Source organism: Streptomyces sp. NPDC001851, from assembly GCF_040297165.1.
Taxonomy (GTDB): domain Bacteria; phylum Actinomycetota; class Actinomycetes; order Streptomycetales; family Streptomycetaceae; genus Streptomyces.
On record NZ_JBEOYR010000027.1, the window covers coordinates 51,653 to 64,700 of the forward strand.

Here is a 13,048-nt window from a genome sequence, read left to right on the forward strand (position 1 = left end):
CGGCGCGGGGTTTCTGACCGGAAACGGCCGATGGAGTGAATTGGTTACGGTTCGTACGGCATGTGGGGGACACGCGGTGAACGTGACGGGGCGGGCCGCTGAAGACCCGCCCCCCGAGAAGTGTCGTTCTCGTGACTACTTGACCGCGCCCGCCATCACCCCGGACACGAACTGCCGCTGGAACGCGAAGAACACGGCCAGCGGGATCACCATGGAGATGAACGCGCCCGGCGCCAGCACGTCGATGTTGTTCCCGAACTGCCGTACCTGCGTCTGCAGCGCCACCGTGATCGGCTGCGTGCCCGACTTGGTGAACACCAGCGCGACCAGCATGTCGTTCCACACCCACAGGAACTGGAAGATGCCGAGGCTGGCGATGGCCGGCCCGCCCAGCGGCATCACCACGCGGGCGAACAGCCGCAGTTCGCCGGCGCCGTCCAGCCTGGCCGCCTCCAGCAGCTCGCGCGGGATCTCCGCGAAGAAGTTCCGCAGCAGGAACACCGCGAAGGGCAGACCGAAGCCGGTGTGGAACAGGACCACCCCGAGGATCGACCCGAACAGGCCGAGCTGCCCGAAGAGTTCGGCGATCGGGATCAGCGCCACCTGCACCGGCACCACCAGCAGGCTCACCACGCCCAGGAACCACCAGTCCCGGCCCGGGAACTCCATCCACGCGAACGCGTAGCCCGCGAGCGCGCCGATCACGACGACCAGCAGGGTCGCCGGGACCGTGATCAGCACGGTGTTCAGCAGGGAGCCGGTGATGTCGCCGTTCTCCAGCAGCTTCTGGTAGCTGTCGAAGGTGAGCTGGGACGGCTTGGAGAACACCGTCCACCAGCCGCTCGCGCTCATGTCCTCGGGCGCCCGCAGCGAGGAGATGAGCAGCCCGACGGTCGGCACCAGCCAGAACAGGCCGACCACGATCAGCAACACGCGGACCAGGCCGCCGTTGATCTTCTCCAGCAGCCGGCTCATCGCCGCACCTCCCGCCGCAGCCGACGGATGTTGAACGCCATCACCGGGATCACCAGCACCAGCAGCAGCACCGCGATCGCGCTCGCGACGCCCGGCTGGTCCTCCGCGAAGCCCTTGCGGTACAGCTCCAGGGCGAGCACGTTGGCGTCGTCCTGGGAGGATCCCGGCGCGATGATGTAGACGAGGTCGAACACCTTCAGCACGTTGATCATCAGCGTGACGGTGACCACCGCGAGGACCGGCGCGAGCAGCGGCACGGTGACCTTGCGGAACACCTGCCACTCGGTGGCGCCGTCCACCCGCGCCGCCTCCAGGAGCTCCCGGGGCACGCCCGCGAGCCCGGCCGCGATCAGCACCATCGCGAAGCCCGCCCACATCCATACGTACGCCCCGATGACCGCCGGGGTGACCAGCGCCGGGCCGAGCCACTCGACACCGTTGTACGGCTCCCGGAAGTTGCTCGCGGGCAGCCTGAGGCGTGCCCCGTCGGCGGACGCCGGCAGCGTGAAGGTGCCGTCGCCGGCCGCCTCGGTGGAGGCGACCACCTTGCCGTCCTTCACCGCCTCGATCCGCATCCCGGCATACCCGAGCTCGGACGGGTCGGGCGCGCCGAGCCGCCCCACGCCCTTGCCGCGCGTGAAGTCCTGCCAGGTGGTGCCGGTGATCTTCCCCGGTTCCGGCCTGGCGGCGACGGCCTTCTCCGCGCTGTCCGGCATCTGGTCCGGGGCGACGCCGACGAGCGGGAGGGAGACCGTCTGACCGGTGTGGACGGCGGCCCTGGTGAGGAAGCCGCCGCCCTGCGCGGTCAGCGGGGATTCCCGCCCGGGGTGGGCGTTCGGGAACGCCGACGACTGCACGAAGGTGTCGTGGACGCCCACCCACACCGCGTTCGCGACCCCCTTGTGCGGATCCTGGTCGTACACCAGCCGGAAGATGATCCCGGCCGCCAGCATCGAGATCGCCATCGGCATGAAGACGACCAGCTTGAACGCCGTCCCCCAGCGCACCCGTTCGGTCAGCACCGCGAAGACCAGACCGAGCGCGGTGGAGACCGTCGGCGCGAACACCACCCAGATGACGTTGTTCTTCAGGGCGGTGCGGATGCCGTCGTCCGTGAAGAGGGTCCGGTAGTTGTCCACGCCGGCGAACCCGTCGCCGCCGGCGTTGTAGAAGCTGCGGATGAGCGAGTACCCGATCGGGTAGACCACGAGCGCGCCGAGCAGCACCAGGGCGGGCAGCAGGAACAGCGCTGCCACGGTTCTGCGGGTGCCGGTCACGCTTCTACGACCGCGGGGTGCGGCCGGGCCCGAGGGGCCCCCGGCCGCCGTTGCCGCCGGCGCCATGGCCGGATCAGCTCCCGCTTCCGTACGCGGCCGCCGCGTCCTTCTCCAGCTTCGCCTGGGTGCCCGCCACGTCCGCCGGGTTCTTCAGGAAGTCCTGGAGGTCCTTCCACTCACCCTTGCCCGGGGTGCCGCCGAAGGCCTGCGGGGCCTGGTCGGACATGTCGAAGCGGAAGTCGTCACCGGACGCGATCAGCGCCTTGGCGATCTTCTGCTGCACCGTGTTCGGGTACGCCGAGATCTCCACGTTCTTGTTCGGCGAGAGATAGCCGCCGAGCTTCGCCTGGATGGTCGCCGCGTCCGGGGAGGCCAGGAAGGTGACCAGGGCCTGGGCCGCCTTGGAGTCCTTCAGGACCACCGCCGCGTCACCGCCGGAGACCACCGGCGCGGTGGAGCCGACCGCGGGGAACGGGAACACCTTCGCGTCCGTGCCCACCTTCGCCTTGGTCTCCCCGATGTTGACCTGCACGAAGTCGCCCTCGTAGACCATCGCGGACTTCGGCTGGTCGCCGCCGGTGAAGGTCTGGGTGACCGAGGCCGGGAACTCCGTCTGCAGCGCGCCGTCCTGGCCGCCCGCGAGGTAGTCCTTCCTGCCCCAGATCTGCGCCAGCGTCGTCAGCGCCTGCCGGACCGAGGGATCCGTCCACTTGATCTTGTGCTGGGCGAGCTGGTCGTACTTCTCGGGGCCCGCCTGGGACAGGTAGACGTTCTCGAACCAGTCCGTCAGCGGCCAGCCGTCCGCGCCGGCCACCGAGAACGGCGTGACCCCGGAGTCGGACACCGCGCCCGCCGCGGTCAGCAGGTCCTTCCAGGTCTTCGGCTCCTTGGCGTTCGCGTTCTCGAAGACCTTGGCGTTGTACCAGATCAGCGACTTGTTCGCGGCCTTGTAGTAGACGCCGTACTGCTTGCCGCCGACCTTGCCGATGTGCTGCCAGCCCTGCGAGTAGTTCTTCCCCAGCTCCTTCAGGGCCTCGGCCCCGAGCGGCTTGGCCCACCCCCGCTGCACGGCCTGCTTGATCGCGCCGGGCTGCGGCAGCAGCGCCACGTCCGGCGGCTGGCCGCCCGCGATCTTCGAGCCGAGGAAGTTGATGATCGGGTCCTGGGCGGGCACGAAGGTGACCTTCGCGCCGGTGCGCTTCTCGAACTCGGCGAGCACCTGCTTGAAGTTCTTCTGCTCCTGGCCGGTCCAGACCGCGGCGATCTCCAGGCTGGCGCCGTTCAGCTTCGGCAGGGTGAGGGTCGAGCCGGTGGCGTCGCCGGTCTTCTCCCCGCTGCCCTTCTTGCCGTTGTCACTGCTGGAGCAGGCGCTCAGCGCGAGGGCTCCCGCCAGCAGCGCGGCGAGTGTGGTGACGGTCCTGTGGGTCCGGATGGTGCTGCTCTTGCTACGCATCACTTCCCCGTTCGTCGTTCTTCGTTGAACGTCAGAACTCTGTCCGTGCGCTCCGGTGTACGCCGCGCCGCACAAGGGCGGCAAGAGCGCCTGCGCCGTCCGGCGGCTCATCGTGACCGGCTCGTGATCAGGGAGGTATGCGCGTACCGCGCCGGCTGGTTCCGCCTCAGAGCAGCGAGGGCACCTGAGCCGCGGACACCTCGCGTGCCGCCCGCTGCACCGCGCTCGCCAGCAGGGCCAGGTCGGTGGGGCCGTTGCCCAGCTCCCGCACGGGCCGGCGGGCCGGCGGGTCGCCCATGCGCTGCCAGTCCAGGGGGACGACCGTGGGCCGCTGGGTCGCGGTGCGCGGGATACGGCCCGTCACCCGGCCGCCCTGGAAACCGGCGACCCGCCCGTCGGCGTACGTCAACCGCCCACGCCCCGGCGCCGGTTCGTCCGGGCCCTGGCTCGGCGCGTCCAGCACGACCCGCAGGGTGGCCCTTCGCGCGGGCTCGGTCTCCGCCGTACGGCCACCCGTCCCGGCCGCCGCCGCCAGATGCACCCCCAGCCGCTCGCCCTCCCGGGCCACCGCCTCCAGCGCCCGCAGCACCGACCCGGCGGCGGGCCGGCCCGGTGAGCCGAGCGCGGGCGACACCAGTGCGTCCAGATCGTCGACGACGACCACGAGCCGCGGCAGCGGCGGTGCCGCCTCGGCCTGCTGCCGCGCGGCCCCGCCCGGCCGCAGCCGCAGGGTGGAGCTGGGCGGCGTCTCTATGTCACCGTTCGACGGCGTGCGCTGCGCCACCATCCGGCCCGACACCGCGCGCCCCCTGTGCCACTGCGCGAAGTCGCTCCGCCCCAGCAGCTCCGCCCGCCGCTTCAGCTCGGCGGTCAGCGACTGGGCGAACTCCCGCATCCGCACGGGGTCGTTGGCGATGAGATGCGTGGTGACATGCGGTATGTCGGTGCACACCCGCAGCCCCTCACCCCGTCCCACGCCCGCCCCGACCCCGTCCCGGCCGTCGATCAGCACCACGCCGAGCCGGTCCGGCCGCTCGGCGGCGGCCAGCGAGGCCACCACGGCCCGCAGCGACTCCGTACGACCGCTGCCGGCCGGTCCCTCGACCAGCAGATGCGGCCCGTCGGCGACGAGATCGACGGTGACCGGCCCGCGCGGCCCGGCACCCAGCACGGCTCGCGCCCGCCCGCCCAGCGCCTGGGCGTCGTCCGCGGCGTCCGCCCAGCGCGCCATCAGCGACGCCGGGGTGGCCCGGGCCAGCCCCAGCTCGTCCAGCAGCCGCGCCGACTGCGGCAACGGCGTGGCCACACGGGTGTCCCGCTCGCCGGCCGGGCCGTCCGGACGCAGCGGCGCCAGCGCCCGCGCGAACCGCTCGGCCCAGGCGAGCGAGACGGCGTCGACGATGGCGGGCGAGCCCGGTGCGACGGGCCCGCCCGGCGCCACCCGCATCAGCTGCAGCGCCGTGGCGACATCGCCGCTGAGCAGCGCCACGGCACCGCAGTGCCGGAACGTCGGCGTCACCGCGCACGCGGCCTCGTACGTCACCGTCACGGGGGAGGCGGGCGAGGCGGGCTCGGTCTCCGCGAGGCACACCACGTGGATCCCGGCCCGCGGCCCGGCCACGGCCAGCCGCGCCAGGGCCTCCCGCAGCGCGGACCCTCCGGGGTCTCCGTCCACCACGACGACCGTGTACGGCCCGGGAAACCCGCTGACCCCGCCGACTTCGGCGTCTTCCCTGGCCCAGGAGGGCCGGCGGGCGGGGGTGGAGCCGGCCCGGTGGCCGGGGTGGGCTTCGGGGGCGGGGCCGTCAAAGGGGCGGGCCGGGGCGCCGGGACCGCCCGGCGCGAGCCCCTGGGCGGGGACGGCCGGCGTACCTGGGTGCACGGTGGCGGTGCCGAATCCGTGCGCGGCCGGGCCGGACGGGTTGCCGGGGGCGGAGTCGCCCGGGGTGGTGTGCGTAGGGGTGGCCGAGGCGGAGGGGGTGCCGGGGCCGTCGCGGGTATCCGTGGCCGGGGTGTGGGGGCCGACGCCGTGTGTGCGGGTGTTCTGGGCGGCGGCCGCCGGGCGGGATCCGGGTGCGGCCGGGCCGACGGGGGCGTCGGGGGTGACGGCGCCCGGTGCCGGGACCGGTGGGATGCCGGGAGCCGGGACGCGGGGCGAGGCGGGGTGGGCCGCGCTTCTGCCGGTCGCCGCGTGGTCCTCCACCCGGCGCAGCAGTTCCTCCGTGCGGGCCGCCGCCTGTTCGCGGTCGTAGGCGAGCAGCAGCCGGCAGTCCTGGCCGTGGGCCGGCCGGACGTGCGGGAGCCAGCCCAGCCAGGACCACTCGGCCGTGCGCTCCTCCTCCGGCCGGGCGCGGTCGGCGCTGATCAGCACGATCTCCAGCAGGTCCGGCGAGTGCAGCGCGGCCAGCTGCGCCAGCACCGCGCGGGCCAGCCCCGACAGCCGGGGGCGCGGACCGGCCAGGCCCAGCGCGCCCGCCTCGCGCAGCGCCGCCGTCACGGGCACCGCGGGCAGCAGCCCGGAGCCGTCCGGCGCGTGGCGGTCGGCGGTGCCGAGCCGCACGGTCAGCGCCTCCGCGTGGTCCGGCCCGCGCTCCCACAGCCGGGGCCCGGGACCGAGCGCCGTCAGCAGCAGTGCGGCGGGGTCCGGCCAGGTATCCGGCTGCTGCGGTGCCGGGGCCGCCGGGACGGCGTCGGCGCGGGAGGCGGTGCCGTCGTATGTCCCGGGGCCGACGGGCTGCTCCCCGCGCCCGCCGGTCAGCTTGCGCGCCCAGGCACCGAGCCCGCGCCGCCGCGCGCCCTGGGGCACACCGGTGCCCCTGACGGGGGCGCCGCCACGGCCCTGAGCCCGCGGTTCCCCGACGGATTCCGGCGCACGGCCGGCGGGCCCGTGTCCCGCCGCCCCGGCGTACGGCTCTCCGGCCACGGGGCCGGATCCGCCGACCCCGAAGCGCCCGGCGTGCGTGTCCCCGCCGCTGCCCTTCTCGATCCCCGGCGCCCCGCCCTGCCCCGGCACCATCCCCGACTCACGCGACCGATGCCCCGGCCCCTCGCCCCCGGAGGCCCCCCACCCGACAGAGTCATATCCGTGCTGTGCGGACCCGACGGGCCCCCCGGACACCCCACCACCACGTGCGAACGCCCCACCGACACCAGCGGCCCCCAGTGCCCCACTGGCACCGGAGGCCTCACCAGCACCGAAAGCCCCACTGCCGCCCGCCCCACCGGTACCGGGGGACGCCCCACCGGCGCCTGCGCGCGGACCGGCGGCCCGCCCGGCACCTGCCGAGGGCCCCCCGGCCCCGCCTGCGGCCGCCGACGGTGCTTCCGCCCCACCGGGGCCACCGGCACCCGACGACGAAAGCCGCACGGAGGGTGCGGGCGGGAACCCGGACCCCGCCCCGGGCGCATCCGCACCCGCATCCGCGCCCGGCACCGCGTCCCGAACTACCCGGACGCACCCCTCCCCGTCCGGCACGACCCGGACACCGGCTCCCCCGGACGGAGCAACCCGCAGCGCCGACTCCCCGATCCGCAGCAAGCCCCCGGCAGGGAACCGCACCGGACGCGAGTCCACCCGCACCCCGTCCAGCGCCGTACCGTTCGTGGAGCCGAGGTCGGCGACCGAGACACGGCCGTCCGCGCCGACGGTGACCGCGCAGTGCAGCCGGGACACGTCGGGGTCGTCCAGCGGTACGTCCGCGTCGGCCGAGCGGCCCACGGTGATCCGGCCGCCGTGCAGCAGATGGACCCCGCCCGCGTCGGGGCCCGCCACGACATGCAGCTGGGTCGGCGCGTCGGCCGGCTCGGGATGCGGCTCGGCGACCGCCGGGGCGCCCAGGGACAGCACGGCGCCGTCGACCAGCGGAGGCTCGCCGAGGGTGCAGCGGCGCGGGTCGAGCCGTTCCGTACCGGCGTACAGCACGACAGTGGTGTTGGAGGTGTCGCGGCCCTCCCCGGTGACCGCGCCGGCCAGCGCCGAGGCGACCGCGGCCAGGTCCGTGCCGGTGGGCGCCGTGACCAGCACGTCGCGGCTCGCGGCGCGGCCCCGCTGCGGGGACGCGCCCAGCGGGTCTACGACGGTCAGCCGGATCTGCATCCCCACCCCACACGAGCACGTCGGCCAGTACTGGAAGGCATCCTCGCACCTGCCACTGACAGCCCGCCCGGCACCCGGTAACAAGTGATCTTGATTGGTCGGCTCTGCCCCCAAAAGTGCCTGACCATGAGGGCGCGGGCGATCACTTGAGATCGGTCACGTCCGTTTCCGGCAACCAGTGGACCGGGACATGCGTCTTTCCGTCGAGCACCTGGCGCCCCCGAGGGCGGCACTACAGTGGGTCGGACAACCGGAATGACAACCGGAATGCAGGCAAGCAAGCATCAGCAAGCAGCAGGGAGCGCGTGACGTGCGGCCAGTCGGCAGCAAGTACCTGCTTGAGGAGCCGCTCGGACGCGGCGCCACAGGCACCGTCTGGCGTGCCCGCCAGCGCGAGACCGCGGGCGCCGAGGCAGCCGTACCCGGGCAGCCCGGTGAGATGGTCGCGATCAAGGTCCTCAAGGAGGAGCTGGCGAGCGATCCGGACATCGTGATGCGCTTCCTGCGTGAGCGCTCGGTCCTGCTCCGCCTCACCCACCCGAACATCGTCCGGGTCCGCGACCTGGTCGTCGAGGGCGATCTGCTGGCCCTGGTCATGGACCTCGTCGACGGCCCCGACCTGCACCGCTACCTGCGCGAGAACGGCGCCCTCACCCCGGTCGCCGCCGCGCTGATGACCGCGCAGATCGCCGACGCGCTCGCCGCGAGCCACGCCGACGGCGTCGTCCACCGCGACCTGAAGCCCGCCAACGTCCTGCTCCAGCAGCACGAGGGCCGGATGCACCCGATGCTGACCGACTTCGGCATCGCCCGCCTCGCCGACTCCCCGGGCCTGACCCGCACCCAGGAGTTCGTCGGCACGCCCGCGTACGTGGCACCGGAGTCCGCCGAGGGCCGCCCGCAGACCTCCGCCGTGGACATCTACGGCGCCGGCATCCTGCTGTACGAACTGGTCACCGGACGCCCGCCGTTCTCCGGCGGCACCGCCCTGGAGGTCCTGCACCAGCACCTGAGCGCCGAGCCGCGCCGCCCCTCCACCGTGCCGGACCCGCTGTGGACGGTCATAGAGCGCTGCCTGCGCAAGAACCCCGAGGAACGGCCGAGCGCCGAGAACCTCGCGCGCGGCCTCAGGGTCGTCGCCGAGGGCGTCGGCGTGCACGCGAACGCCGCGCAGATCGCCGCGGCCGAGGGCGTCGGAGCGCTGCTCGCGCCGGACCCGGCCCCGACCGCCGTCCCGGGTGTGCCCGGCGCCGCCGACCCCACCCAGGTGCTGCCGAACACCGGTCCCCGGGGCGCGTACGACCCGAACGCGGCGACCAGCGTGCTGCCGCACACCGGCGGCCCGGCCGGCGCCGCCGATCCGACCGCCGTCCTGCCGAACACGGGCGCGGCGGACCCGACGGCGGTGCTGCCGAACACGGGACCGCAGGGGCAGCAGCCCGAGCAGCCGCACCCCTGGCAGAGCCAGCTGCGCGCCGCGCGCGACCGCAACGAGCAGACGCAGATCCAGTACCTGTCCCCGGAGGACGACCCGCTGCACCACCGGCCCCAGCGGCAGGTGGCCCGGCCCCAGCAGCAGCCCCGCCAGGCCCCGCAGGCGCGACCGCAGCAGCCGCAGCAGCGCGGCCGGCAGCAGCGGTACCAGCAGGGGCAGGGGTACGGCTACGCACCCCAGCAGCCGCAGCAGGCCCCGCAGCCTCAGCAGTACGCCCCGCCGCAGCAGCCGCAGCGGCCCGCGCGCGAGCCCCGCGCGCCGCGGCAGCGCAGCGCCAACCCGATGAAGATCCCGGGGCTGGGCTGCCTGAAGGGCTGCCTGTTCACGATCGTCATCCTGGTCGTGGCGAGCTGGCTGATCTACGAGCTGACCCCGCTGCACACCTGGGTCGGCCAGGGCAGGAGCTACTGGCACGAGGTGAGCCACTGGGCCGGCCAGGCAGCCCGCTGGATCAAGGACCTGGGCGGTTCCTCCGCCAACGGCAACTGATCACGGGCTTGTGGATTTGTCGACATCTGACGGGTGATTTCCGTCTCCGCGGTGAAGGTTGGCTCATCGGACGCGTAGTTTTAGCGACAACACGCGTCTGTAGGAGCAGTCTTGGCACGGAAGATCGGCAGCCGGTACACCGCCAACCAGATCCTGGGGCGGGGCAGCGCCGGCACGGTGTGGCTGGGCGAGGGGCCCGAGGGCCCCGTCGCCGTCAAGCTGCTGCGTGAGGACCTCGCCTCCGACCAGGAGCTCGTCGGACGCTTCGTGCACGAGCGCACCGCGCTGCTCGGTCTGGAGCACCCGCACATCGTCACCGTGCGCGACCTGGTGGTCGACGGCAACGACCTGGCCCTGGTCATGGACCTCGTGCGCGGCACCGACCTGCGCACCCGCCTGGAGCGCGAGCGGCGGCTGGCCCCCGAGGCGGCCGTGGCGATCGTCGCCGACGTCGCCGACGCGCTGGCGGCGGCCCACGCGGCCGGGATCGTGCACCGGGACGTGAAGCCCGAGAACGTCCTGCTGGACATGCAGGGCCCGCTCGGCCCGGGCGGCGCCCACCCGGCGCTGCTCACCGACTTCGGCGTCGCCAAGCTGATCGACTCGCCGAAGCGGACCCGCGCCACGAAGATCATCGGTACGCCGGACTACCTGGCCCCGGAGATCGTCGAGGGCCTGCCGCCGCGCGCGGCCGTGGACATCTACGCCCTCGCGACCGTCCTGTACGAGCTGCTGGCCGGGTTCACCCCCTTCGGCGGCGGTCACCCCGGCGCGGTGCTACGACGCCACGTCACCGAGACCGTCGTACCGCTGCCCGGGATCCCCGAAGAGCTGTGGCAGCTGATCGTGCAGTGCCTGGCCAAGGCGCCCGCGTCGCGGCTGCGCGCCTCGGAGCTGGCGGCGCGGCTGCGCGAGCAGCTGCCGATGCTGGTGGGGATGCCCCCGCTGGACGTGGACGAGCCGGACCTCTCCGAGGGGGCCGCCGAGGAGCCCCAGCCGTCGGCTCCGCCGGGTGAGCCGGTACGGCGGCGGGGGGCCGTGTCCCTCGTCCCCGGGGCCAGGCCGGACTCCAACCGGGACACGCATACGTCGATGAGGGTGCCGGCGCCGGACGAGCTGGCGGGGGGCGCGCACGGTACGGCTCGCGCTCCTCGCGCGTCCGGTACGCCCCGGCCCGGCTCGGCCCGCCACCGCGCGGCGGTGCGGCGGCGCAGGGTGACGCTGGGAGTGGCCGGAGTGCTCCTGGCGGCCGTCGTGGGCGTCGGCGCGTGGTGGGCGTCGGCCGACGGGGACTCGGACGCGCCGCACCCCACCCACAGCACGTCGGCCCCCTGACCCACCCAGGGGGCTCCGCCCCCTGGCCCCCCGTTTCCCACCCACCCGTCTCACTCGGCTGAGAAGCGCCCCACCCCCACCCGCCTCCCGGCCCGCCGAGAAGCCCCCGGCCGCCCTACCCCAGCCCACCCCCGGCTGCTTCTCGGCCCACCCCGGCTGCTTCCGTCCCACCTCCCCCCTGTCCGCCCCAGCCACCCCCGCTGCTTCGCCGCCCACCTGGCTGCTTCCGCCCCACACCACCCTGGCCGCTTCCGTCCCACCTCACTCCGCCAGCTTCACCGCCCACCCTGGCCGCTTCCGTCCCACCTCACTCCGCCAGCTTTGCCACCCACCCGGGCTGCTTCCGCCCCCCCCCACTCCGGCTGCTTCCGCACCACCCCACCGGGCCGGTTCCGCCCCTTGTCCCGCCCCGCACCGCGCCGTCCGTTCCGCACCGGTGCGGCCGAGGCGGTGCCCTCGCGGCCGACCGAGTCGGGTGGGCGGGTGGGAGAGGGGGTCTGGGGGCGGAGCCCCCAGGGGGCGCCGGGCACCCCGTCGGCTGGGACACACCCGACCCTCGGCGCTCGGCGGAGCCGTTACGCTGGATGCGTGGCAGTCGTCGATGTATCCGAAGAGCTGAAGTCCCTCTCCTCGACCATGGAGTCGATCGAGGCCGTCCTGGACCTCGACAAGCTGAGGGCAGACATCGCCGTGCTCGAGGAGCAGGCGGCCGCGCCGTCCCTCTGGGACAACCCGGACGAGGCGCAGAAGATCACGAGCAAGCTCTCCCACCTCCAGGCCGAGGTCAGGAAGGCGGAGGCGCTGCGCGGTCGGATCGACGATCTCGCCGTCCTCTTCGAGATGGCCGAGGAGGAGAACGACCCGGACACCCGCGCCGAGGCCGAGGCCGAGCTGGTCGCGGTGAAGAAGTCGCTGGACGAGATGGAGGTCCGCACCCTCCTGTCCGGCGAGTACGACTCCCGTGAGGCGCTCGTCAACATCCGCGCCGAGGCCGGTGGCGTCGACGCCGCCGACTTCGCCGAGAAGCTGCAGCGCATGTACCTGCGCTGGGCCGAGCAGCGCGGCTACAAGACCGAGCTCATCGAGACGTCGTACGCCGAAGAGGCCGGCATCAAGTCGACCACCTTCTCCGTCCAGGCGCCGTACGCCTACGGCACCCTCTCCGTCGAGCAGGGCACGCACCGCCTCGTGCGGATCTCGCCCTTCGACAACCAGGGCCGCCGGCAGACCTCCTTCGCGGGCGTCGAGGTGCTGCCCGTCGTCGAGCAGTCCGACCACGTCGAGATCGACGAGAGCGATCTCCGGATCGACGTGTACCGCTCCTCCGGGCCCGGTGGTCAGGGCGTGAACACCACCGACTCGGCGGTGCGCATCACCCACCTCCCCACCGGCATCGTCGTCTCCTGTCAGAACGAGCGCTCGCAGATCCAGAACAAGGCCACGGCGATGAACGTCCTCCAGGCCAAGCTGCTGGAGCGCCGCCGGCAGGAGGAGCAGGCCAAGATGGACGCCCTCAAGGGCGACGGCGGCAACTCCTGGGGCAACCAGATGCGTTCGTACGTGCTGCACCCCTACCAGATGGTCAAGGACCTGCGGACCGAGTTCGAAGTCGGCAACCCCGAGGCCGTGTTCAACGGCGAGATCGACGGCTTCCTGGAGGCCGGAATTCGCTGGCGCAAGCAGCAAGAGAAGTAATTTTGTCGACAAGGCAACCGGCCTGACAACTGCCGCCCGCAGGGCGGCAGTTGTCTTATGTCTGGGTTTTACATCACACTCACAGGTTTCAACCCACCCCAAACACCACCCCAACGGACATCGCGCCCGCAACGCCCTTGACGTTGCTTTGAAAAATCGGAAGGGTGAGGCGCGGCATGCGTACATCTGGGGCGCATGTGAACCGGGGGATCGAGACGCGTTCTTCGTCGCCA

General features: G+C 73.4%; 7 protein-coding genes. 3 read left to right on the forward strand and 4 right to left on the reverse strand.

Annotation, left to right across the window (positions count from 1 at the left end; translation table 11 throughout):
- Positions 1–135: 135 nt before the first annotated feature.
- The 4 genes from ABT171_RS32195 to ABT171_RS32210 form a co-directional block, all read right to left on the reverse strand.
- On the reverse strand, positions 136–975 hold the full coding sequence (locus tag ABT171_RS32195; protein ID WP_351249924.1) for a carbohydrate ABC transporter permease: 840 nt from the start codon (positions 973–975) through the stop codon (positions 136–138).
- On the reverse strand, positions 972–2,252 hold the full coding sequence (locus ABT171_RS32200; RefSeq protein ID WP_351249925.1) for a carbohydrate ABC transporter permease: 1,281 nt from the start codon (positions 2,250–2,252) through the stop codon (positions 972–974). The genes ABT171_RS32195 and ABT171_RS32200 overlap by 4 nt, the downstream gene beginning before the upstream one ends.
- 73 nt (positions 2,253–2,325) lie before the next feature.
- On the reverse strand, positions 2,326–3,705 hold the full coding sequence (locus ABT171_RS32205; RefSeq protein WP_351249926.1) for an ABC transporter substrate-binding protein: 1,380 nt from the start codon (positions 3,703–3,705) through the stop codon (positions 2,326–2,328).
- Between the two features lie 166 nt (positions 3,706–3,871).
- On the reverse strand, positions 3,872–7,801 hold the full coding sequence (locus tag ABT171_RS32210; RefSeq protein ID WP_351249927.1) for an FtsK/SpoIIIE domain-containing protein: 3,930 nt from the start codon (positions 7,799–7,801) through the stop codon (positions 3,872–3,874).
- Positions 7,802–8,111: 310 nt separating this feature from the next.
- Here ABT171_RS32210 and ABT171_RS32215 point away from each other — a divergent pair, with 310 nt between their 5' ends.
- From ABT171_RS32215 to prfB, 3 genes are all read left to right on the forward strand, one after another.
- Positions 8,112–9,785 (forward strand): serine/threonine-protein kinase, encoded by a 1,674-nt coding sequence (locus ABT171_RS32215; RefSeq protein WP_351249928.1) that lies wholly within the window; start codon positions 8,112–8,114, stop codon positions 9,783–9,785.
- A 111-nt stretch (positions 9,786–9,896) separates the two neighbouring features.
- Positions 9,897–11,120: a serine/threonine-protein kinase gene (locus tag ABT171_RS32220; protein WP_351249929.1), complete on the forward strand. Its 1,224-nt coding sequence runs from the start codon at positions 9,897–9,899 to the stop codon at positions 11,118–11,120.
- Positions 11,121–11,708: 588 nt separating this feature from the next.
- Positions 11,709–12,815: a peptide chain release factor 2 gene (gene prfB, locus ABT171_RS32225; protein WP_351249930.1), complete on the forward strand. Its 1,107-nt coding sequence runs from the start codon at positions 11,709–11,711 to the stop codon at positions 12,813–12,815.
- Positions 12,816–13,048: the final 233 nt, after the last annotated feature.